We start from the raw sequence: 23,679 nt of genomic DNA on the forward strand, positions 1-23,679 counted from the left end.
GGAATTTGTAATAAATTGTAGAATATAAGGAGCTGAAAGGGTGTGATTCCGATGTTTATCGCCAAAAGAGAAAACGGAGAAAAAATTCATCTACTCTATCATCATGATGAAGAACTTTTACATCGTATGCGTAAAATGGAAAGCTTCTTTTGCATAGCTTGTGGGAAGGAAGTGCAAATGAAATTAGGGAAACAAAAAAGTTGGCATTTTGCTCATAAGAAAATGGACGCGTGTCTTGCCTTTTATGAAGCAGAATCGATGTATCATATGCACGGTAAAGAACTGTTATATAGGTGGTTCAAACGTCAAAACTTTCCTGTGTATATAGAGCACTATCTTCCAGAAATTCAGCAACGACCAGATATTTTCATAGAGAGAGCAGGGAGAACAATTGCGATTGAATACCAATGCGCCAATCTCTCTATAGAGCTGCTGTACAAACGAACCTATTCGTATTGGCGAGCTGGTATACAGATCATTTGGATCATTGGTGGAAATCAATTGAAAAGGCAATCAGCATATTGGATGAAATTCTCCTCCCTTATGGCTTTCTCCTTACAATCTTATCCTCAGCCACTTCTTATTTTCTTCTGTTCGAAACAAAAATCATTTATGAAATGCGCGTTTCTCACTTCATTTTCTACAAGCGTCTCTTTCTCAAATATTATATATTTACCAACTGAAACGACTACTTTTGAAATGCTCTTTTCTCCTGTCACTTTCCAAAAAGAAACATTAGACCGAGAATGGAAACAGCGAAAGGACTATTTTCGAAAAAATGCTTTGCCTATTTGCAATTATAATCATAAGTCACTATTACGCCTCTTATATCAATGTAAATGTACCCCAGCAAATTTCCCTTCTGAAATTGGTGTGCCGCTCCCGTCCTCATTTGCTTTTCAAACAAATCCATTTATATGGCAAGCTTTTCTATATATGAAGTGTATAGGCGAGCTTGCGGTAGGCGATTGTATTTCCCTTCAATATGTATGTAGTTATGTGAAAACGTATACGAAAAGGCGTATGCTCCCGTACTTTTCACAGCATATATGGAAAGTGGCAGTTACTGAATATATGACATTTTTATGTTATGCAGGTGTATTACGTAAAGTAGGGACTTATAAGTACCGGAAAATAAGGGGGATAGCTATGTTGAAAACTGAAGAGGAAGTTATAAAATATGATGAAATTTGCTTAACGTATGCCTTATCTTTATTTGAGGCAAAGTACAACATGAGAGAAGGAAAAGGGGATATAATAAAGACTGATCGTGAAGGAATTACATAAGAAAAATCGAATTGTATGTAAGTAGAGATATTTAAAGGAGGGCTTAAAGGATGTCTGAACAAAACACAGCAAAAACATTACCGAATCGCAACGAGATTGAAGAATCAAGTACGTGGCGATTAGAAGATATTTTCCAAACAGATGCAGAATGGGAAAAAGAATTCCAAGCTATTAAAGAGCTATTACCGAAGTTAACTGAATTTAAAGGGAAACTTGGTGACTCAGCGAACAATTTACTTGAAGCATTACAATATGAAGATGAAATTTCAATGCGATTAGGTAAGCTATATACATATGCACATATGCGTTACGATCAAGATACAACAAACTCTGTGTATCAAGCGTTAAATGATCGCGCGACAAATTTATATTCACAAGTATCTAGTAGCACGGCATATATCGTGCCTGAAATTTTATCGATTTCAGAAGATACAATGCAAACATTCTTGAAAGAAAATAGAGACTTAAGTGTATATGAACATGCGTTAGAAGAAATTACGCGTCAACGCCCGCACGTATTATCCGAAGCGGAAGAGGCACTATTAGCAGAAGCATCTGAAGTAATGAGTGCGTCAAGTAATACATTTGGTATGTTGAATAATGCGGATTTAAAATTCCCATCTATTAAAGGTGAGGATGGAGAAGAAATAGAAATTACACATGGTCGTTACATTCAGTTTTTAGAAAGTGATGATCGTCGTGTACGCGAAGATGCGTTCAAAGCTGTATATGAAACGTACGGAAAATATAAGAACACATTTGCAAGTACGTTAAGCGGAGCTGTGAAGCGTAATAATTTCAATGCGCGCGTTCGCAAATACGATTCTGCACGTCAAGCTGCATTAAGTAATAATAATATTCCTGAAGCGGTGTATGATCAACTTATGGAATCTGTAAATGATAATTTACACTTGCTACATCGTTACATTGATATTCGTAAGCGTGCACTAGGGCTTGACGAGCTTCATATGTATGATTTATATACACCACTTGTACCAGAAGTGAAAATGAATGTGAAGTATGAAGAAGCACAAGACATGTTATTAAAGTCTTTAAATGTACTTGGTGATGAGTATGTTGATATTTTAAAAGAAGCATATGAAAACCGCTGGGTAGATGTGTATGAGAATAAAGGAAAACGAAGCGGAGCATATTCATCTGGTGCATATGGAACAAATCCGTATATTTTAATGAACTGGCATGATAATGTAAATAATTTATTTACACTTGCTCATGAGTTTGGTCATTCGGTGCATAGCTACTACACAAGAAAAACGCAGCCGCACGTATACGGTGACTATTCAATCTTCGTTGCGGAAGTAGCATCAACTTGTAATGAAGCGCTTCTAAATGATTATTTATTAAAAACGACGGAAGATAAGAAAGAGCGTCTATACTTATTAAATCATTATTTAGAAGGATTCCGTGGTACTGTATTCCGTCAAACGATGTTCGCAGAGTTTGAGCATATTATTCATAAGAAAGTACAAGAGGGACATGCGGTTACGCCAGACATGTTAACGGAGATCTACTATGATTTAAATAAGAAATATTTCGGTGATGCTTTAGTAATCGATGAAGAAATTGGTTTAGAGTGGTCTCGTATTCCGCACTTCTACTACAACTATTACGTATACCAATACGCAACAGGATTTAGTGCAGCAACGGCTTTATCTAAACAAATTTTAGAAGAGGGGCAACCAGCAGTAGAACGTTACATTAATGAATTCTTAAAAGCAGGAAGCTCAGATTATCCAATTGAAGTGTTGAAAAAAGCAGGAGTAGATATGGCATCTCCAGAACCGGTAAAAGAAGCATTGCAAGTATTTGAAGAGAAATTAAATGAATTAGAAGCATTATTATTTGAAGAGAAGTAATAGAAAAGACGAGGGATTTCCCTCGTCTTTTTTGTTTTAAATATTTTTGTCGATATTTGTCGAAAGGATAAGGTGAATTTCGTTCTTTTTTCTAAATTAGAAGGCAGTTTTACAGGTGATTTTTTTAATTAAAACCCTTTAAATCGTTTTTTATGGTTGAAATAAGAGAGAGCGATGACAATGACTCCAAATAAAAGAGGGAAGGCAATAATTTTAGGAAAAGCTTGTAGTAGAGAGAGGATGTACAAGAAAAAAGAAACGATGACAGCTAGTAAGATAAGTAAAATATACGTTTTTTTCATACAGAACACCTCCAAAATAGCTTTTTTATAGCTTATTCAGAAATGAAAACGTTTAGAATGTGACAAAAGTGTGAAATTCGACAAAAAGGGTTGTCATCTGACGTCGAATCTTGTAATATAATAAGCGTGAACGAATTCACATACAAACATATACCCCTTTGTTTGAACGTGAAAATTTCTCCCATCCCCTTTAATATTTTTATAAGCCGTAAAGAAAAAGACCTGGTGTTTTACACCAGGTCTTTTTCTTTTGCTATCCATTTCCAATAACGCTCACATTTTACGTCAATCATTTGTACTTTTCGTTTCAGTTGTAATTTTTTCAGTTCACGCTCGATCTCTTGTTGCGAGCAGTCATATATAAATGCTACTTCTTTTGAAGATATAAATTGCGTTGCTTCTAGTAACACTTCTAAAGGTGGTAATGGTTCTGGCTCGATTTCACATTTTACAAGTTCTTTTAATAATTGTACGTATACGTCGTAGGAATAAGTTCCAGCGATTTTAATACCTTCTTCATCTGAATTCGCATGAAAGAATACGAGAGAAGGTATTTCTGTAATATGCATCTCATTTGTAAATTTTAAATCACATTGGAAAGCTTTTTTTGCGCTAGCGGAATGTAGGTCTTTTTTAAATTCTTCTACATCAATAGCGCTATCTCTTGCACATGCAAGTAATAATTCGCAGTCAGGGTTTGATACATTTTTAAGGAAAATGTATTCTTGGAGTTTTCGCAAAAACTTCGAACCTGCTTTTCGGCCCTGTAACTCGGCTGCCTTAATTGCCATCGAAACTAAATATGGTGTTGACGATGCCTCTTGCATATGTACCTTTCCATCACATGAAAAACCTTGTAAACTTGTTGTCTTTTCCCACACAAATCGAATATTAGCAGGTTTATTCCATTTGTGTGAGGAAGCGTTCGTTCCGTCCACTTTTCCTGTTACGATATGACGAATAGAGAAGTATTTCCCGTATTCAAGCCATAGTTTAATAATAAAGGGCTCAATTTCCCAGCAATCTTTACAAAGTGGATCAATAAATAAATATGCTTCTACAGACTTATGCTCACATGCGGAAGGAGATGGCATATTTATATGCTTTGCTTCCTGCTTATCCATTACACTTCACCTGTTTCGTTTGGAGTATTAACCATATGCTGAGCAGTTAATGCTAAACGTTCAAAAACGAACTCTCTTATATGACCGTGCACTCCTGTGTCATCCATTGCTTGCTCCATACATGATAGCCAAGCCTCTGCTCGTTTTGGAGTAATCTCAAACGGAAGATGGCGTGCTCTTAACATAGGATGACCATGTTCTTCAGTGTACAAATTAGGACCACCTAAATATTGCGTTAAAAATTGTTTCTGCTTCCTAGCGGTTTCTGTTAAATCATCCGGGAAGATGGGAGATAGGTCAGGGTGTTTACTGACATAGGAATAAAACGTGTCTACTAATATTGCAATGCATTGTTCACCGCCAATTGCTTCAAATGGTGTCATCGGTTGCTTGCTCATCCTTTATAAACTCCTTTTTCCATGAAATGTATATCTATTGTAGCAATGGAATGTTCTAGAGGGCAAATAAACAGCCTTCATAACGTTCTTTGCTTATTTTTCAAATGTAAAAGAATCTTTTCCTTTTAAAAGTGAGATGTATCCACTAGTAGAACGTATTCACTAGTGGAATTTTCACTTTAGCGTGCTTTGTTTTGTTTGGCAAGGAAAAAGCGTTTTACTTTATTATTTGTATGACGGATTGGTATGTCGTGCTGTTTTAATAAATGAATAAATGCAGCTTTTCCTGTTTCTTCATCTTGCACTTCAAATTCAATTTCATAATCATCGTGATTGTAATAGAAACTATGATCAAAGACAAGCGTTCCGCCTTCAAATAGTGTTTCGGCTCTTTCAGTTGTTAAACTACCCATATAAGTTAAAGTGGAAACAGGAATTTGTAATTTGTGTAGTTGATCCATTACAGCCCCTGGAATGATTACGTTTGTTTCCATCATCATTTTTGCTTCTTCTTCTGTTATGACTTGATGTGTTTCTAACAAGCCGACTTCTGCAGGTTGTTTCAATGTTAATGTATAAGTTTCTCCTTTATGACGAATACGAAGTGCAGAGCCAGCTTCTTTTAATGAGAAGCCTGGTGTTTCAAAGTAGTGATTCACCTGTTTCGTAAATACCTCAATAGAGAATGATTTACATAATGTATCGAATTCTTCTTCTGTAACAATATTTTTAAATTCAATTTCAATTTCTTGTGTCATTGTATGCGTGCTCCTTTTAAAAAATAATTCTTTACACATTATCGCTTTTTCATAAATTTGGTTCAATGTTTTATTTGTTTGCGTCCATGTTATGATACAATAATACTGTTAAGTAAGACAGGAAGTTGAGATGGAGGAGTTAGAGCATGCAAAATAAAATTCAAGTTAAGAGCGTAGAAAAGAGAGAGAATGCGCTTATTTTTTGTGCGGAAAATAATGAAATAGAGGTAAAGGAGTTAAGTGCGCGTAATCACGTACTTGTAGACTCAGACAATTTATCATTTTTATATATTTTAGAAAACGAATCAACTTTCATTTATGTAAGTATTCCACACACATGTTGGGAAGCAATGCATGAAGCGATGAATAACGATATAGTAATGTTCGTTCGTGTGAATGACGTTGAAATGGAATTAGAAAATTTAAAAGAAGAAGTAGAATATTTAGTTGAAAATATTGAAGGTAATGCAAATTACGGAGAAGAACTAGTAACTGCTGTAGAAAAAGTATTTCTATAAGCAAATGGATTGATTTTGGTGGTGGTTGAAATGAATCGAAATTGGGAAGAATTTTTAGCACCTTACCATCAAGCGGTGGCAGAGCTGAAAGTGAAACTAAAAGGAATGCGTACTCAATTTGCAATGTTAACAGAGCATTCTCCAATTGAGTTTGTAACAGGAAGGGTAAAGTCGGTTGCCAGTATTATTGATAAAGCGGAGAAGAGAAATGTACCGCTAGATCGGCTGAGAGAAGATATGCAAGACATCGCGGGCCTTCGAATGATGTGTCAATTTGTTGATGAGATTAAGCCTGTTGTAGAATATCTTCGAAAACGAAATGACTTTGAAATCGTGGAAGAACGTGATTATGTCACGCAAAAGAAAGATAGCGGCTATCGCTCTTATCACGTTGTCATTAGTTACCCCGTTCAAACGATTCAGGGAGAAAAAAAAGTATTGGTAGAAATCCAAATACGCACGTTAGCAATGAATTTTTGGGCAACAATTGAGCATTCTTTAAATTATAAATATAGTGGACGTTTTCCTGAAGATATAAAAATACGCTTACAACGTGCAGCGGAAGCAGCATTTTTATTAGATGAAGAAATGTCTTCTATTCGTCTTGAGATTCAAGAAGCGCAGAAAGCTTTTTCAAGAAAACAAGAAACGAAAGATTCCGAATTATAAACTAAAGGGTGTTGGGCGATGAAATTTACAATTATGTCAAAGGGAGATCAATCATCAGATACATTGGCAGGCACGATGAAAGAGTACTTGCTAGATTTTGGATTTATAATGGATGAAAAGGAACCCGATATTGTAATTTCTGTTGGGGGAGATGGAACGCTTTTATATGCGTTTCATCGTTATTATAATCGATTGGCTGAAACAGCATTTGTTGGTGTACATACAGGACATTTAGGTTTCTATGCAGATTGGTTACCGACAGAAGTAGAGAAATTAGTAATTGCAATTGCTAAAACACCATTCCAAGTGGTGGAATATCCGCTTTTAGAAGTGATTATTCGCTATGTGAATGGGAGTAAAGAGTCACAGTATTTGGCGATGAATGAAGCAACTGTTAAAAGTGCGGAAGGTACATTAGTAACAGAAGTGGAAATACGCGGAGAGTACTTTGAAACGTTCCGCGGGGATGGCCTTTGTATTTCTACTCCTTCGGGAAGTACTGCGTATAATAAGGCGCTTGGCGGAGCAATTATTCACCCTTCTATTGAAGCGATTCAAATTGCAGAAATGGCATCTATTAATAATCGTGTGTTTCGTACAGTAGGTTCGCCGCTCGTACTGCCGAAGCATCATACATGTGTGTTGAAGCCGGCTGCAGGAATGAACTTACAAATTACGGTAGACCATTTAACGATGGTTCATCAAGATGTCAAATCAATTCAGTATCGCGTTGCAAACGAGAAAGTAAGATTTGTTCGTTTCCGTCCATTCCCGTTCTGGAAACGAGTTCGTGACTCGTTTGTTGCAGATAAATAGAAAGGGTTTATATATTTGAACAGATTTACATTGAAGTGGGATATAGAATCGGCTGAAGAGGGAACTTTAGTTAGAGAATTTTTAAAAACAAAAGGGATTTCTAAAGCCGCATTAACGGATATAAAATTTCGCGGCGGAGCTATTGAAGTAAATAATCAACATGCGAGCGTTCGTCATCAGTTGCAAGCTGGTGAGGAATTACGTGTCTTTTTTCCAGTGGAAGAAAGAAGTGAAGGGATGATTGCAGAAGATATCCCTTTATGTATTGTATATGAAGATGATGCGGTTCTTGTCATAAACAAAGAGGCGAACATGTCAACGATTCCGTCTAGAGAACATCCGGCAGGGAGTGTTGCGAATGCGCTCTTATCTCATTATGATAAGCAACATCTTGCAAGTACGGTGCACATCGTAACAAGGTTAGATCGTGATACTTCAGGGCTTATGCTTATTGCAAAAAATCGTTTCGTGCATCATCTATTATCGAAACAGCATCAACAAAAAGCTGTGAAAAGAACATATGAAGCAATCGTCCATGGTGAGATGATAGAACGAGAAGGAACGATTGAGGCACCGATTGGACGAAAATCGGATAGCATTATTGAGCGAACCGTTTGTGAGGAGGGGCAAAGAGCAGTTACTCATTTTAGAGTGATTGATAGTGCCAATCATAAGACGCATGTATCGCTCGAGCTTGAGACAGGAAGAACACATCAAATTCGTGTACATATGGCGCATATAGGACACCCGTTACTTGGTGATGATTTATATGGAGGACGAAGAGATGTGATAAAACGACAAGCACTTCATAGTACATCTTTGACGTTTTATCATCCTGTTTTAGAGAAGGAAATGTCTTTCAGTACAAAGATTCCAAGCGATATGCAAGGGGTATTAAGGCATACTTAAAAAGGGAACAAAATTCTTATGTAATGAAGAATTTTGTTCCCTTTTTTCTTAGCGGAATAATATTAAAATTTGATTTTCACCCGTGCGCTTTATAACGAAAAATCCACTTTCGGATTTTGTAGCAATGCCATCGTTATTTGGATGACAATATCCATGCGTTTCGCAAGTGCCGTCATCGCGTACTAACATTTGTCCAATCAATCCGACAGGAAGCCACTCGGTACGATCTTTTCTTGCTATATATTTGCAAGCGGGGTCCCATTCTGTATTTAAAAGAGGTTGTATGTCTTGCGATTCCGTACGTACATATTGACGTTTTCCGAAGGTATCTGTTTTATATCGTTTTTGCCAACTTAAAGCACCGCTATTTCCTATAAGAGCAGGGGTTGCACTAGATATACCTAAGATGAATGAATCGTTTGAAGTAGCGATTCGAATTTTTTCTTCGTTACTAAATGTAACGAAATACCCTACATCAATAAGAGTATTGTCTGCTGTTTCAAACATTTGTGCAAAATCAGTTCCACTTGCATTGTAAGAAGCACCATCAATATACATTTCCCCATTATGAGCAAGCCACTTTGCACCGATATTATGGTCAGTTTCATTTGTACCATTTGCAATAAACCAAGAATAAGATTCTTCTGCTGTGCCGAAGCGTCCCATAATATGGCTACCTGCAAAATGAGCTGTTGATGTATGATTACCTTCCGCATGAGAAGAGAATCCGTTAGAGATAGTCGCGGTTCCTTCTGCATGTGCTGCTTCGCCTAAAGCAATTGTATGTTTACCTTCCGCATGAGAATAAGCGCCACCTGCTGTCGTTTCACTACCTTCACTATGGGAACTATGTCCAGTTGCTTTCGTTTTTGATCCTTCTGCATGGGAGAAAGAAGCTTTTGCGTGTGTCAGAAGCCCTTCTGCATGTGAAGCTGTACCCTCTGCATGAGAGTGCAGCCCCTCAGCATATGCATATCGCCCCCCTTTTTTTACTTTTGTATTTTCAGGTGTAGGGGTTTGAATTATGATAGTCTTTTCTGTTTGTATAGTATTGGATGGTGCTAACGCTTCTTTTATTTTTTTCACTTGATTTATAATAGCAGCTGGAATTTCTGATTCTGCTTTTTTATTTATTGCTACAGGTATATTTTCTTCTATATTTTTTTCTGTTTGCTCAGAAGGAACAATCTTTTCATTATGAGTAGAGAGATTTTTATTTTTTTGCTGCATCTTTATTTTTCTATTGTCAATTATGCGGCTCATTACAGCATTTTCTAAAGAGACATATTTTGGTCTAGCTTTGCTTTTTGGGGATGGCTCTTGTCCTTCCAGTTCTTCTACAGCTGCAGCTCGAATGCTGCACCAGTTGTTAATTCCGTACATGGGTAGATAAAAAGGCGGGCATTTTCTTTTTTGTTTAGAAGATTTTTTCTTCATTCTGTCACCTCCTGCGACAGTATATGCCGTGTAATGAAAAAAAGATGCACTTTTAATGCATCTTTTTTTCATTACTTTACCTAGTTTTTTATGAGAGCCGCCTAAATGATACGGTACTCCCTCGTAAATCTTAAATAAGGGTTATGAAATTGGGCGGAATTTTTCAGGGACAAAAGGCAGGGAGGAAGGAACGGAAACAGCCTCCATTTCAGGATAACGTAGTCCGGTTAGTTTGCCACCAAATACAGCGCCAGTGTCAATATTGACTGTATGATTGACAAAGCGAGGTTCTTTTACGGGTGTATGTCCATATACAATCCAAGCTGTTCCTTTATACTCCTTCGCCCAGTCGCGACGGACAGGTGAGCCGTCAGCATGTTTTTCTCCTGTAATATCGCCATATAATACAAAGGTTTGTACTTTTTTATCTTGTCTTCCTATGTAATCTTGCCGAATTCCCGCGTGACACACAATTAACCTTTTTTCATCGAGTACGTGATACAAAGGGGATTGCTCGTAAAGTGTGATGAATTTTTCTTTTATCATGTTTTGTTTATGAGAAGGCAGTGCTTCATATTCGGCAACAGTTGTTTCGAGTCCATGGGCAATTGTCACATTACGCCCAAGGAAAAATCGATATAGTTTATTACAGTGATTTCCCGGAGCGTAATAAGCTACTTTTTTATTTATGACAAGTTCCCATACAATTTCAATCATACGTAATGAATGAGGGCCACGGTCTGTAATATCACCAACAAACGCAAGTCTACGTCGATCAGGGTGAATCGGCAAATCACTATTCCAGTTATATCCGAGTTTCATCGTTAAATCTTGAAACTCTTGGAAGCATCCATGAATATCCCCTATAATGTCATATTTCATATTTAAACCTCCATCCTATTTTTCATTAGTATATCTAAAAAAGGATAGAGATAAAAATATACCGTTTTGTACTTTAGTTGAACATAAAGGTTTTCGTTCTAGAGCGAACGTTTAAAACAAATCCAATCGCTATCATGTATGTGAGTAAGGAACTTCCTCCGTAGCTCATAAGGGGTAATGTGATTCCTGTAATAGGTAGTAATCCGATGGTCATCCCGATATTTTGAAATACTTGAAAAGTAAACATTCCAATTGTACCAGCGCAGATGTAACTACCGAAAGGGTCATTACTTTCTAAGGCGATATGAATCATGCGGAAAATAAGTAGGAAAAAAAGTGAAATAATGACACTTGCGCCTAAAAAGCCGAATTGCTCAGCGACATTAGTGAAAATAAAATCTGTATGTGGTTCTGGAAAGTATACTTGTCCATTTTCCCAACCTTTCCCTTGCATTTCCCCTGACCCAGTAGCTAAGAAAGCTTGTCTTAATTGATAGCCTTGCGCATCATATTTGTATGGCGCCAACCAGCCGTAGAAGCGATTTAGTTGATATTCTTGTAAAATGTGTGCTTTAAAGAATTTTGTATGCGTAAAAAAAATATACGTTAATGTAACGCCAACTACAAAAATACCAGAAACTAATCCGAAAATAAAACGCCAACGTATACCAGAAACTAGTATCATTGCTGCGAGCATAGCTGAAATTACCATTGTGTTCCCTAAATCAGGTTCCTTTGCAATCAGTAGCAGGGGGGGCAAACTTGTTGCACATATTTTTCCGAGTAATAAAAAATCACCGTGTATTGTTCGGAAAAAATATTTCTCATTGTGATTTGCTATAATTCGTCCAGTGACGATAATTAAAAACAATTTCATAATTTCAGACGGCTGGAAATTTCCGATGCCGGGAAGCCTGTACCAAGCGGTAGCACCTTTAATTGTAACGGCACCTGGTACTTGAAGTTCTAGTCCAATAAGTAGTACCAATGCAAAGCTATATAAATACCAAGCAATTTTTTGATAACGATCGAAATCAATAATCATAATCATACCAATAGCTATAAATCCAATGAAGTACCATTGGATTTGTTTTAATACAAAATTTACACTTTGCAAAAATGGTGGTAAAGAGGCTTGTGCACTTGCAATTGCAAAGCAACTAACAGTCCCAATGGCGAATAAAATGAGTAGTAATACGTAGTCTATTTGATATTGAGAATTTGGATCTTTCAATGTATGTATTCCTTTCTATCGCCTAGTAAGTATATGGATCATGTCATGATAAAAATAATATACAAGCAGACTATGCATACATTTATTCCACTATTTGTGGGAAGTCATACATCACGAGGAAGGAATAGCTCCTCCCTTGTGATGGACTATATTGCACGTAGTTCTTTTGTAATGATATTTAAACAATAGGAAAGTCGTGCATGTGTATTTTTATCTGGAATGAGGTTTGGAAATAGATCGTAAAATTTGACCGCATTTTTATACCACCCGTAAGCTCTTACCAACCCCTTTTTATAATATTTGGCGTCTTGTAAGAAACCATACTTTTTCGAGGTTAAAACGAGCTGGGAAAAATCTTCACAGCCCTCAAGGAATTTGTGGCGTACTTGCTGTCCAGTATGAAGGCGGAATGAACTTAAAGGCTCAGTGATATACATCGCATCACCTTTTGAAAGTAAACTTATCCAAGAGGCCATATCAACACTACAGCCGTATTTTCTGCCATTTAAAGTGCCGAAAGGTTCTGCTAATAGACTTTTTCTAAAGAGTACGATTGTAGGTTCACCGATAATGTTTTGCCCTGCTATAAGCATACGGTTTCCAAAATCTTTCCCATTTAGTAGAGTATCTTCATCATATAATCTTTTCATGGAGGGATGTTGTTCAAGTATATCTCCATCATCATTTATCCAAGTACGATAGGATGTGATAAGTGCGAGATTTTTATTTAAGTCTTGTTGGAAATGAAACATCATTTTTTCGATTTTATTATTATAAAATATATCATCGTCCATTAAGAAATTTATGTACTCTCCATTTGACTGTTCTAAGAGCATAAGGGCGTTATGAAATTGTCCTAGAGTAGAGGCGTTTCGAATGTACGTTATATGTTTATACTTATGTAAATAATGTCTGTATAGTAATTTTTCTGTTTCATGATTTGTGCTATCGTCTCCTACAATAATTTCAATGTTTGGATAGGTTTGTGCTAATGCACTTTCTAGAGCAATTTTAAAATAGTGTGGTCTATTATAGGTGGGAATAAGGATGGAAACGAGAGGCGGATGTTTTATATTATTCATATACAACTACCTTTCAGAAATTTTTTGTGTAAGAATAATATCTTGATAGCTTGTGTGTTCAGTTCTGCTACACCATGAACCATAATGGGGAGGAGTCTGCATTTCTAGTCCATACTTATTTAATAGGGTACGAATATCTTCTTCAGGATAGGCAACTGCGAAATTCGGGATATCTTTATTTAGAACATAACACTTGTCAATTTGATGATAAAAACCTAACGTACTTACTCCTGCATTTAAGTAATAGGAAGATTCAGGATTAATTAAAAAGAAAGTAATAAAACATCTCCCATCTTTTTTCAGAACTCGTGAGATCTCGCATACGTAATGTTCTAATTCTTTCGGAAGGAGATGGGTAAATACAGACGTTAAAAAAATAAAATCGAATGATGCATCTTCATATGGAAACTTGTATTGGGAAGCATCTTCTTTTCCATCGGGATTGTAGAATTGATTATATATATCGACATGTTCAAAATGGAAATTGTTACGGCGTGTAGAAATGTTATTTTTGCACCATGTAATTCCCGCATTGAATAAGTCAAATCCATAATAAGTACCTTCATCGCTTAAATAGTTCATTAATGGAACCGCCATTCGGCCGATACCGCAGCCTACATCTAACACTGTTTCATTTGATTTTAAGTTGCCAATTTCAATAAAATACTGCATAAACTCTTTTCCAACTTTTTCAAAGTCACCACCTACATATTGAACGAGTTCTGGGGGTGGAATTAATGTGATTTTTTTCTCATTTTCGTTCATACATTCACTCCGTCCTTGTAGTAAAGTAGAGGATTTCTATTGTATATAAGTTAGTCATTTGTAGTGAGGGGAACTTTACACGAGTCGTTCTTATGAATAAGTAGTGTAAAGTTCCTCTCAAAAGAATAAAATTGTATTCTATTCTTTTCGCCAATAAATACCGAAATCATCAATTTTAGTAATAGGAGCTTGTAAGTTTCTTTCCTTTCTGAAATCTGTTACAGCCTCTGCGCATGTTACTAATCCGTAATCGTCAATAATAATAAAGCCACCTGTTGAAACTTTATCGTATAAGTTTACAAGACTATCCATCGTTGATTCATACATATCACCATCAAGGCGAGCGATTGCAATTTTTTCTACTGGTGCTGAAGGTAATGTATCTTTAAACCAACCTTTTAAAAATTTCACTTGATCATTTAATAAATCATATTTTCTAAAGTTTTCTTGCACTGTTTCTAAAGAAACTCGTAAGTAATCGAATGTATGCAAATAATCACCGTAATCTTTCGGATATTGTTCTAAGTTAGGTGCTGGCAGACCTTCAAACGAATCGGCAACCCACACAGTACGATCCGTAATGTTGTTTGCTTGTAAAAAACCATTCATAAAAATGCAAGATCCTCCGCGCCATACACCAGTTTCAATAAAATCACCTTTTATATTTTCACGGACAACAGTTTCCATAGCCTCATGTAATTGATTCATACGTTTTCGGCCAACCATACTGTGTGCTGCTCTTGGCCAATCCTTACCACCTTGACGCTCACTTTTTGAAACGTTAGGATCAACAATTTTTAAATTGTGATTTTCTACGTACTGCTTAAGAAATAAAGGAAGCGGAACTGTAACCGGTTCATATGATAGCTCTTTAGAGATATGTAACGAAGCAGGTAAGTATGGTTCGTATTCTAACCATATTTCAAATAAAATTGTTTTCTTTAATAATTCAAGATAAAGCTGAACAGCTGATTTATTTTCCATATAAGTGCCTCCTGCCGGAATGTCATACAACATTATGACTATGTAGAAAAGAAAGATTTAATGATTGAATTTACAAATGAAAAAGCAGTAAGACTGATATCAGTCTTACTGCTAAGTGCAAAATTAAGCGATTTTCTCAATAATAATGGATGCACTTGTACCAAAAGCTAGTGATAATCCAATTCCTGTAACAACTGCTTCAACGAGTGATGGTGTTGTAGTAATTTGTGTAATGGCTTGGATAACGATAGGAGCTCCAAGTGAAATTAAACTTGTGCCCGCACCTGGTACAGTAATGCCATTAACTTGAATTGCAAGACTTCCTAATAAACTTACTGCCGCTGTATAAGCAATAACAGTAATTTTATAGAAACCAGTTTCACTAATTACGAAAGTATCAGCATCCATTTGAGAAATTGCTGTACCAAACTGAGATCCAACGGTATTAAATGGTACTGGATCATCAATTCCAAGAGCTAAAGAAACTGTAGCTGAGTTAAAGGCATACAATCCTGCTGGAAGTCCTAATCCAGATGGTCCAGTTGGCCCAGTCGGTCCAGTCGGTCCGGTAGCACCAGTTGGTCCAGTAGCGCCAGTGTCTCCAGTTGGCCCAGTTGGTCCAGTAGCACCAGTGTCTCCAGTTGGCCCAGTTGGTCCAGTAGCGCCAGTGTCTCCAGTTGGCCCAGTTGGTCCAGTAGCGCCAGTGTCTCCAGTTGGTCCAGTAGCGCCAGTGTCTCCAGTTGGTCCAGTAGCGCCAGTGTCTCCAGTCGGCCCAGTCGGTCCAGTCGGCCCAGTTGGTCCAGTTGGCCCAGTCGGTCCAGTTGGTCCAGTTGGCCCAGTCGGTCCAGTTGGTCCAGTTGGCCCAGTCGGTCCAGTTGGTCCAGTTGGCCCAGTCGGTCCAGTTGGTACAGTCGGTCCAGTCGGTCCAGTCGGCCCAGTCGGTCCAGTCGGTCCGGTAGGAAGGGTAAACGGTGGTATTGGTGGTAATGTTGGTCCTACAAGATTAGGGTCAAATGCACTAGCTGATAAAGATTCATCGGGATTTAATCCATCTGAATAATTATTATTTGACATAAATTCACCTCCATAAAGCGTTCATTATATAGTAGATGCAAAAACGGAAGAAAATGACACCGACATTTGAATTATTGAAAAGAAATCTTAAACTACTTGTGCAAGTTAAAAAAATGGAAAGTTTATTGTATGTATAACATATGATTGATTTGGAAGAGGGTGATTATGTTGAACAAGCAAGGAATTACAATTAGTTTATGTATGATTGTTCGAGATGAGGAAAATACAATAGGTCGATGTTTAGACGCAGTAGAAAAAATTGTTGATGAAATTATTATAGTTGATACAGGTTCCATTGATCGAACGAAAGAAATTGTAGCTCAATATACCTCTAACATATATGACTTTCCATGGATTAATGATTTTGCGGCAGCTAGAAATTTTTCTTTTTCGAAAGCAACGCAAGAATATATATTATGGCTAGATGCTGATGATGTGTTATTAGAAGATGCGCAGGAGGCATTGAATTTATTAAAAAGAGAGTTAGATCCTAATGTGGATGCTGTATCGATGCCTTATCATCTTGTAATGGATTCTAACGGGAAACCGTTATATTGTACAAAAAGATATCGGCTTGTAAAGCGTGAAAAACAATTTCAATGGTTTGGAAAAGTACATGAGTATTTAGCTATTTTTGGTGAGATTTTTAATAGTAATGTTGCGATTACACATAAGAAAGAAAAGCAAGTAACGAACCGTAATTTGAAAATTTTTCAAGATGCTGTAGCAGCTGGGGAAGAATTGAGTCCGAGAGATTTGTTTTATTACGCGAATGAATCTATGGATAATCAAAAATATGATGATGCAGTTCTATTATATGAAGCATTTCTTAATCAAGACGAAGGTTGGTATGAAGAGAAAATTTATGCATGTGGTAAATTAGGAGATTGCTATGCAAAGCTCGGAATGTGGGAGAAGGCAGTTGAATCTTGTGTAAAGTCATTTAGGCATGATGTTCCTAGAGGAGAGAATTGTACAAGAATAGGATATATATATATGGAACAACAAAAGTACAATGAAGCAATTTTTTGGTTTAAACTTGCAACAGAAGTGCCACTGGCAACAGAGAGTCCTTTTCACAGTCCAGCTAGCTATACATGGATTCCTTATTTACAAATGTGTATTTGTTATAGCAAGTTAGGAGAGCAAGATAAAGCTTATTATTACAATGAATTGGCAGCTTCTTATGTTCCGAATAATGCTGCAATTGAATATAACCGCAAATATTTTCGAAGTGTTTTTGATAAACAATATAAATCGTTATAGGTTGCGTTTTTTAGAAATGATTTATCATGATTCTAACTCTAATAGATTGGCTATATAGTAAAGTATCGGCAATGTAACTCGTGTTGGTTACATCTATAGACTTCATATGAGGTTTATATTTCAAATTCAATTTGCATAAGGAGTGTGTGAAATGAATTCCCCAAAAAATTCTTTATATGAAGAAAAGTCTGGGCATTATTATAATGCTGTGAATCCGAATTTATTAAAGCATATAAAAAAGGAATGGAAAGAAGTTCTTGATATCGGTTGCTCGAGTGGTACATTGGGAGCTGCCATAAAAGAAAATGGCACACGTGTATCAGGAATTGAGGCATTCCCAGAGGCGGCAGAACAAGCAAAAGAAAAACTAGATCATGTTGTTTTAGGTGATATAGAAACAATGGATATGCCGTATGAGGAGGAGCAATTTGATTGCGTTATATTTGGTGACGTATTAGAGCATTTATTTGATCCGTGGGCTGTAATAGAAAAAGTAAAACCATATATAAAGAAAAATGGTGTAATTTTGGCTAGTATCCCGAACGTTTCGCACATTTCAGTATTAGCCCCCTTACTCGCTGGAAATTGGACGTATACAGAATATGGTTTATTAGATAAAACACATATTCGCTTCTTTACATTTAATGAAATGCTACGAATGTTTTTAAAAGCAGGTTATTCGATTAGTAAAGTAGATCGTGTATATGTTGATCATAAAATGTATGAACCGCTTATTGAGGAATTATATGGGATTTGTAAAAAATATCGTCTTGGAAGTGGCTTCATGGCTGAGACGGTTGTATTTCAATATATTATTGAAGCAGAAAAATCACAATTATGAGTGAGGCAGATAAAACAATATTATTTGTTACGTGTATAAATGATCGGAAATTGTATGCACAATGTGCGCGACATATATTACAATTGCCAGTTCCTCCAGGATACACGGTACAGTTTATGCCGATTCGGAATGCAAAAAGTATGACGAGCGGATATAATCAAGCAATTTCGCATCCAGCAAAATATAAAGTGTATATACATCAAGATGTTTTCATTGTAAATGTAGGATTTTTATATGGATTACTGCAATTGTTTCAAGAACATGAACATCTTGGAATGATTGGTATGGTTGGAGCCCAATATGTTCCTCCAAATGGAATATGGAATGTAGGCAGAGGAGTTGTTGGAAAAGTCATTGGTTATATGAATGATTTATTTTATATGGCCAGTCAAGAAAAGCCGTATCATGACTCAAAAACATTTATGCCCGTTGAATGTATTGACGGATTATTAATGGCAACGCAATACGATATTCCGTGGCGAGAAGATTTGTTTGATGGGTTTGATTATTATGATGTGTCTCAATCATTTGAATTTAGAAAAGCAGGTTATACAGTTGGGGTTCCTGTACAGCGTGATGCTTGGTGCATTCACTATCATATTGATGTGAATATGACCAACTATGATAAGTATAGAAAGATATTTGTGGAGCACTATATGTCAGATGTAAATCAAGACGAATAGAGGGGCTACAAAATGAAAGATCATACAATATTAGTCGTTGTTTGTATAAATAATGAAGAGCTGTTTGAACAATGTGAGAGACAAATAAGAAATCTTTTTGTTCCCCCTGGTTATGTCGTACAAATTTTTCCGATACGAGATGCGAAAAGTATGGCAAGTGCATACAACCGAGCACTTTCATATCCCGCGAAGTATAAGGTTTATATACATCAAGATACGTATCTTATTAATCGAGATATGTTTTATACACTCATTTCTCTTTTTAAAGATAATGAAAAACTCGGTTTAATTGGCGTAGCTGGAGCCCAGTTTTTACCGAGCAACGGGATATGGTGGGAAGGGAAAAATTTAGTAGGGAAAGTGATTGAATATAGAAGGCAGAATTATCAATTATTAAATTTAGACCAGCTGTTTTATGGTAATCAATCATTTATGTCAGTTCAGGCAATTGATGGATTATTAATGGCCACACAATATGATATTCCGTGGCGAGAAGACTTGTTTCAAGGATTCCACTTTTATGATGTTTCGCAGTCTTTAGAGTTTCAAAAGGCAGGTTATTTAATTGGTATCCCTAATCAAGCGAATTTATGGTGTATTCACTACAACGGGGATGAGTTTGATGCGGATACATATGAGAAGGATCGGAAAGTGTTTGTAGAGCATTACAAAGATATACTATCTCCATCATAAGGGAGAGATGCAGGATGAAAGGAATTATTTTAGCTGGTGGAACGGGATCGAGATTATATCCAATAACGAAAGTAACGAATAAACATTTGCTTCCTGTTGGACGTTATCCAATGATTTATCATGCAGTATATAAGCTAAAACAATGCGAGATTACAGATATTATGATTATTACAGGTAAAGAGCATATGGGAGATGTTGTTAGTTTTTTAGGAAGCGGTCAAGAGTTTGGCGTGTCTTTTACGTATCGTGTGCAAGATAAGGCTGGCGGAATTGCGCAAGCGTTAGGGCTTTGTGAGAATTTCGTCGGGAAAGATCGCATGGTAGTTATATTAGGAGATAATATCTTTTCTGATGACATTCGTCCGTACGTTGAAGAGTTTGCAAATCAAAAAGAAGGTGCGAAAGTACTGCTGCAATCTGTAGATGATCCGGAGAGATTTGGTGTAGCACATATTCAAAACCGAAAAATAATTGAAATTGAAGAAAAGCCGAAAGAGCCGAAAAGTTCCTATGCAGTCACAGGAATTTATTTGTATGATTCAAAAGTCTTTTCTTATATAAGAGAATTAAAACCTTCCGCAAGGGGAGAACTTGAAATTACAGATATTAATAATTGGTATTTAAAACGAGGGGTACTTACTTATAATGAAATGAGCGGTTGGTGGACGGATGCGGGAACTCATGTTTCTCTTCAAAAGGCGAATACGTTAGCGCGGGATATAAACTTTGGTAAACAGTTTAACGGAGAATAGGTGAGAATATGAAAGTTGTAGAAACAAACTTTACCGACGCAAAATTGTTAGAACCAAGGTTATTTGGAGATGAGCGCGGCTTTTTTACTGAAAGTTACAATAAGAAGGTGCTGGAAACATTAGGGGTTACGTATTCATTTGTACAGGATAATGTTTCGTATTCAGCGGAAGCGGGAACGATTCGGGGATTGCACTTTCAAAAAAATCCGAAAGCACAAACGAAACTTATTCAAGTTATGCAAGGAGCAATCTATGACGTTATCGTTGATTTGCGAAAAGATTCAACAACATTTAAACAGTGGAGAGGCTATATTTTAAGTGCGGATAATCATCGGCAATTATTAGTGCCAAAAGGATTTGCACATGGCTTTTGTACACTTGTCCCGCATACGATTGTTATGTATAAAGTAGATGAGTATTATAGCGCCGAGCATGACTCAGGGGTACTTTGGAGCGATAAAGACTTAGCAATTCCATGGCCGGTAACAAGTCCTATTTTGTCTGACAAAGATCGAATATTACCGTTACTTCAGGAATATGAAGATAGCTTTTGAGTAGGAGAGTTGTTTATGAATATATTAGTAACAGGTGGGGCCGGATTTATTGGAAGTAATTTTGTTCATTACATGTTACAAAGCTATGAAACATATAAAATTATTAATTTCGATTCATTAACATATAGCGGGAATTTAAATAACGTGAAGTCTCTTCAAGATCATCCGAATTACTCTTTTGTAAAAGGGGAAATTCAAAATGGAGAGCTGGTGGAGCATGTTATTAAGGAACGTGACGTGCAAGTAATTGTAAATTTCGCAGCTGAATCACACGTGGACCGTAGCATTGAAAATCCGATTCCTTTTTATGATACAAATGTAATTGGGACAGTCACCTTATTAGAATTAGTAAAAAAATATCCACATATTAAACTCGTGCAAGTATCAACAGATGAGGTATACGGCTCTTTAGGGAAAACAGGGCAATTTACTGAGGCAACCCCGTTAGCTCCAAATAGTCCATATTCTTCAAGCAAGGCGAGCGCCGACATGATAGCTTTATCTTATTATAAAACATATCAATTACCAGTTATAGTAACGCGTTGCTCCAATAACTATGGACCGTATCAATATCCTGAAAAGTTAATTCCGTTAATGGTAACGAATGCGCTGGAAGGAAAAAAACTACCGTTATATGGCGATGGATTACATGTAAGAGATTGGTTACATGTAACGGATCATTGTAGTGCGATTGACGTTGTTCTGCATAAGGGACGTGTAGGAGAAGTATATAATATAGGCGGAAATAATGAAAAGACAAATATAGATGTTGTGGAACAAATTATTACTCTTTTAGGAAAAACAAAGAAAGATATTGAATATGTTACAGACCGTTTAGGTCATGATCGTCGTTATGCGATCGATGCACAAAAGATGAAGATTGAGCTAGATTGGGAGCCTCAGTATACGTTTGAACAAGGGTTGAAAGAAACAGTGGAATGGTATGAACATCATAAGGAATGGTGGAAACCACTAAAAGAAAAGCAAGGGGCATATAAATGAAAGAACGGATTATCATAACAGGAGCAAATGGTCAATTGGGAAAGCAACTACAAGAAGAGTTAAATCCTGAAGAATATGACATATATCCATTTGATAAAAAGTTACTAGATATAACAAATATATCCCGAATGCAGCAAGTAGTACAAGAAATAAAGCCACATATAATTATTCATTGTGCAGCGTATACGAAAGTTGATCATGCTGAGAAAGAACAAGATCTTGCGTATAGAATAAATGCACTAGGAGCTCGAAATGTAGCGGTTGCTTCACAATTAGTAGGCGCGAAGTTAGTTTATATTAGTACTGATTATGTATTTCAGGGCGACAGACCGGAAGGGTATGATGAATTTCATAATCCAGCGCCGATAAATATATATGGAGCTTCTAAGTATGCGGGAGAGCAGTTCGTCAAAGAGTTACATAATAAATACTTTATCGTTCGTACATCGTGGTTATATGGTAAGTATGGAAATAATTTTGTGAAAACGATGATGCGATTAGGGAAAGAGAGGGCAGAAGTATCTGTTGTAGCGGATCAAATTGGTTCTCCTACTTATGTGGCGGATTTAAATGTGATGATTAATAAGCTCATTCATACTTCTTTATACGGTACGTATCATGTATCAAATAGAGGCTCATGCTCTTGGTTTGAATTTGCAAAGAAAATATTTTCGTATGCAAATATGAAAGTGAATGTATTACCTGTTTCAACTGAAGAATTTGGGGCGGCAGCAGAGAGACCGAAATATTCTGTTTTTCAACATAACATGCTACGATTAAATGGTTTTTTACAAATGCCTTCTTGGGAAGAAGGATTAGAGCGGTTTTTTATAGAAACAAAAAGTCATTAACAAAATTTAAGTTAATGACTTTTTTGTTTGCCTTTAAGAGGTTTTATGGTACTATAATTATAGTATCAGGTACTAATAACAAGTATAAGTAATTCTGGGAGGATATATCATGGAACTATTACAAGGGAAAACATTTGTTGTTATGGGCGTTGCGAACCAAAGAAGTATTGCGTGGGGAATTGCTCGCTCTTTGCATAATGCAGGTGCAAAATTAATCTTCACATATGCAGGAGAACGTTTAGAGAGAAACGTTCGTGAATTAGCAGACACATTAGAAGGACAAGAATCACTTGTATTACCTTGTGATGTAACGAATGATGAAGAACTTACAGCTTGCTTTGAAACAATCAAGCAAGAAGTTGGTACAATTCACGGTGTAGCACACTGTATTGCTTTTGCAAATCGTGACGACTTAAAAGGTGAATTTGTAGACACTTCTCGCGATGGATTTTTACTCGCACAAAATATTAGTGCATTCTCTTTAACAGCTGTAGCAAGAGAAGCGAAGAAAGTAATGACAGAAGGCGGAAATATTTTAACGTTAACATATCTTGGCGGCGAGCGCGTTGTGAAAAACTATAACGTTATGGGTGTTGCGAAAGCTTCATTAGAAGCGAGCGTGAAATATTTAGCTAACGATTTAGGTCAACATGGCATTCGCGTTAACGCGATTTCTGCAGGGCCAATTCGTACGTTATCTGCAAAAGGTGTAGGCGACTTTAACTCAATCTTAAGAGAAATTGAGGAACGCGCACCACTTCGTCGTACAACAACTCCAGAAGAAGTTGGAGATACAGCCGTATTCTTATTCAGTGATTTGGCACGCGGCGTAACAGGAGAAAACATTCACGTTGATTCAGGGTATCATATCCTAGGATAAATATAATATGAATTTTTAAAGGACAATCTCTACATATTGAG

At 36.6% G+C, this 23,679-nt stretch carries 26 protein-coding genes; 15 read left to right on the forward strand and 11 right to left on the reverse strand.

Annotated features, from left to right (window positions below; all coding sequences use genetic code 11):
- Positions 1-42: 42 nt before the first annotated feature.
- Both F8162_RS17560 and pepF read left to right on the forward strand, forming a co-directional pair.
- Positions 43-1,287 (forward strand): competence protein CoiA, encoded by a 1,245-nt coding sequence (locus tag F8162_RS17560; protein ID WP_151631312.1) that lies wholly within the window; start codon positions 43-45, stop codon positions 1,285-1,287.
- A gap of 50 nt (positions 1,288-1,337) precedes the next feature.
- Positions 1,338-3,164 (forward strand): oligoendopeptidase F, encoded by a 1,827-nt coding sequence (gene pepF / locus F8162_RS17565; RefSeq protein ID WP_151631311.1) that lies wholly within the window; start codon positions 1,338-1,340, stop codon positions 3,162-3,164.
- Positions 3,165-3,292: 128 nt separating this feature from the next.
- On the opposite strand, the gene F8162_RS28775 is transcribed toward pepF, so the two are convergent.
- The 4 genes from F8162_RS28775 to F8162_RS17580 all read right to left on the reverse strand — a co-directional run bounded on the left by F8162_RS28775 (position 3,293) and on the right by F8162_RS17580 (position 5,746).
- Positions 3,293-3,466, reverse strand: a complete 174-nt coding sequence (locus F8162_RS28775; protein ID WP_046957017.1) for a hypothetical protein — start codon at positions 3,464-3,466, stop codon at positions 3,293-3,295.
- A gap of 230 nt (positions 3,467-3,696) precedes the next feature.
- Positions 3,697-4,590, reverse strand: a complete 894-nt coding sequence (locus F8162_RS17570; protein ID WP_151631310.1) for a ClpXP adapter SpxH family protein — start codon at positions 4,588-4,590, stop codon at positions 3,697-3,699.
- Complete coding sequence (locus F8162_RS17575; protein ID WP_000043382.1) at positions 4,590-4,988, reverse strand: hypothetical protein; 399 nt, start codon at positions 4,986-4,988, stop codon at positions 4,590-4,592. The genes F8162_RS17570 and F8162_RS17575 overlap by 1 nt, the downstream gene beginning before the upstream one ends.
- A 179-nt stretch (positions 4,989-5,167) precedes the next feature.
- Entirely contained in the window at positions 5,168-5,746 is a 579-nt protein-coding gene (locus F8162_RS17580; RefSeq protein WP_151631309.1) for a CYTH domain-containing protein, read from the reverse strand.
- A 146-nt stretch (positions 5,747-5,892) separates the two neighbouring features.
- Here F8162_RS17580 and F8162_RS17585 point away from each other — a divergent pair, with 146 nt between their 5' ends.
- Genes F8162_RS17585 through F8162_RS17600 form a run of 4 tightly spaced genes read left to right on the forward strand, consistent with a single transcriptional unit; the run spans position 5,893 to position 8,658 of the window.
- Positions 5,893-6,264, forward strand: coding sequence for a hypothetical protein (locus tag F8162_RS17585; protein WP_151631308.1), 372 nt, complete (start codon positions 5,893-5,895; stop codon positions 6,262-6,264).
- Between the two features lie 30 nt (positions 6,265-6,294).
- Complete coding sequence (locus F8162_RS17590; RefSeq protein ID WP_151631307.1) at positions 6,295-6,933, forward strand: GTP pyrophosphokinase family protein; 639 nt, start codon at positions 6,295-6,297, stop codon at positions 6,931-6,933.
- A gap of 18 nt (positions 6,934-6,951) precedes the next feature.
- Positions 6,952-7,749: an NAD kinase gene (locus F8162_RS17595; protein WP_151631306.1), complete on the forward strand. Its 798-nt coding sequence runs from the start codon at positions 6,952-6,954 to the stop codon at positions 7,747-7,749.
- A 15-nt stretch (positions 7,750-7,764) separates the two neighbouring features.
- On the forward strand, positions 7,765-8,658 hold the full coding sequence (locus tag F8162_RS17600; protein ID WP_151631305.1) for an RluA family pseudouridine synthase: 894 nt from the start codon (positions 7,765-7,767) through the stop codon (positions 8,656-8,658).
- Positions 8,659-8,706: 48 nt separating this feature from the next.
- Here the strand turns inward: F8162_RS17600 and F8162_RS17605 are convergent, their stop codons facing one another.
- The 7 genes from F8162_RS17605 to F8162_RS17635 form a co-directional block, all read right to left on the reverse strand.
- Complete coding sequence (locus F8162_RS17605; RefSeq protein WP_151631304.1) at positions 8,707-10,095, reverse strand: peptidase G2 autoproteolytic cleavage domain-containing protein; 1,389 nt, start codon at positions 10,093-10,095, stop codon at positions 8,707-8,709.
- Between the two features lie 141 nt (positions 10,096-10,236).
- A complete protein-coding gene (gene prpE / locus F8162_RS17610; RefSeq protein WP_151631303.1) occupies positions 10,237-10,977 on the reverse strand; it encodes a bis(5'-nucleosyl)-tetraphosphatase PrpE in 741 nt (246 codons plus the stop codon).
- Positions 10,978-11,050: 73 nt separating this feature from the next.
- Positions 11,051-12,211 carry an FtsW/RodA/SpoVE family cell cycle protein gene (locus tag F8162_RS17615; protein ID WP_151631302.1) on the reverse strand — a complete coding sequence of 387 codons (1,161 nt, stop codon included), beginning with the start codon at positions 12,209-12,211 and terminating at the stop codon, positions 11,051-11,053.
- Positions 12,212-12,357: 146 nt separating this feature from the next.
- On the reverse strand, positions 12,358-13,293 hold the full coding sequence (locus F8162_RS17620; RefSeq protein ID WP_151631301.1) for a glycosyltransferase family 2 protein: 936 nt from the start codon (positions 13,291-13,293) through the stop codon (positions 12,358-12,360).
- A 6-nt stretch (positions 13,294-13,299) separates the two neighbouring features.
- Positions 13,300-14,058, reverse strand: coding sequence for a class I SAM-dependent methyltransferase (locus tag F8162_RS17625; protein ID WP_151631300.1), 759 nt, complete (start codon positions 14,056-14,058; stop codon positions 13,300-13,302).
- A gap of 138 nt (positions 14,059-14,196) precedes the next feature.
- Positions 14,197-15,042, reverse strand: a complete 846-nt coding sequence (locus F8162_RS17630) for a TylF/MycF family methyltransferase (RefSeq protein WP_151631299.1) — start codon at positions 15,040-15,042, stop codon at positions 14,197-14,199.
- Positions 15,043-15,165: 123 nt separating this feature from the next.
- Complete coding sequence (locus tag F8162_RS17635; protein ID WP_151631298.1) at positions 15,166-16,116, reverse strand: BclA C-terminal domain-containing protein; 951 nt, start codon at positions 16,114-16,116, stop codon at positions 15,166-15,168.
- Between the two features lie 165 nt (positions 16,117-16,281).
- On the opposite strand from F8162_RS17635, the gene F8162_RS17640 reads away from it, so the two are divergent.
- The 9 genes from F8162_RS17640 (at position 16,282) to fabI (ending at position 23,638) form a co-directional block, all read left to right on the forward strand.
- Positions 16,282-17,382, forward strand: a complete 1,101-nt coding sequence (locus tag F8162_RS17640; protein ID WP_151631297.1) for a glycosyltransferase — start codon at positions 16,282-16,284, stop codon at positions 17,380-17,382.
- 151 nt (positions 17,383-17,533) lie between these two features.
- Positions 17,534-18,223, forward strand: coding sequence for a class I SAM-dependent methyltransferase (locus tag F8162_RS17645; RefSeq protein ID WP_151631296.1), 690 nt, complete (start codon positions 17,534-17,536; stop codon positions 18,221-18,223).
- Complete coding sequence (locus tag F8162_RS17650) at positions 18,220-18,906, forward strand: glycosyltransferase family protein (protein ID WP_151631295.1); 687 nt, start codon at positions 18,220-18,222, stop codon at positions 18,904-18,906. The genes F8162_RS17645 and F8162_RS17650 overlap by 4 nt, the downstream gene beginning before the upstream one ends.
- A 12-nt stretch (positions 18,907-18,918) precedes the next feature.
- A complete protein-coding gene (locus F8162_RS17655; protein WP_151631294.1) occupies positions 18,919-19,599 on the forward strand; it encodes a glycosyltransferase family protein in 681 nt (226 codons plus the stop codon).
- A 14-nt stretch (positions 19,600-19,613) separates the two neighbouring features.
- Positions 19,614-20,351 (forward strand): sugar phosphate nucleotidyltransferase, encoded by a 738-nt coding sequence (locus F8162_RS17660; RefSeq protein ID WP_151631293.1) that lies wholly within the window; start codon positions 19,614-19,616, stop codon positions 20,349-20,351.
- An 8-nt stretch (positions 20,352-20,359) separates the two neighbouring features.
- Complete coding sequence (gene rfbC / locus F8162_RS17665; protein ID WP_151631292.1) at positions 20,360-20,905, forward strand: dTDP-4-dehydrorhamnose 3,5-epimerase; 546 nt, start codon at positions 20,360-20,362, stop codon at positions 20,903-20,905.
- Positions 20,906-20,920: 15 nt separating this feature from the next.
- Entirely contained in the window at positions 20,921-21,907 is a 987-nt protein-coding gene (gene rfbB, locus F8162_RS17670) for a dTDP-glucose 4,6-dehydratase (RefSeq protein ID WP_151631291.1), read from the forward strand.
- Positions 21,904-22,758, forward strand: coding sequence for a dTDP-4-dehydrorhamnose reductase (gene rfbD / locus F8162_RS17675; protein ID WP_151631290.1), 855 nt, complete (start codon positions 21,904-21,906; stop codon positions 22,756-22,758). Before rfbB ends, rfbD begins: the two co-directional genes overlap by 4 nt.
- A gap of 109 nt (positions 22,759-22,867) precedes the next feature.
- Complete coding sequence (gene fabI, locus F8162_RS17680; RefSeq protein WP_000421885.1) at positions 22,868-23,638, forward strand: enoyl-ACP reductase FabI; 771 nt, start codon at positions 22,868-22,870, stop codon at positions 23,636-23,638.
- The last annotated feature ends 41 nt before the right edge of the window (positions 23,639-23,679 follow it).

It is taken from the genome of Bacillus sp. CH140a_4T, assembly GCF_008923725.1.
Taxonomy (GTDB): Bacteria; Bacillota; Bacilli; order Bacillales; family Bacillaceae_G; genus Bacillus_A.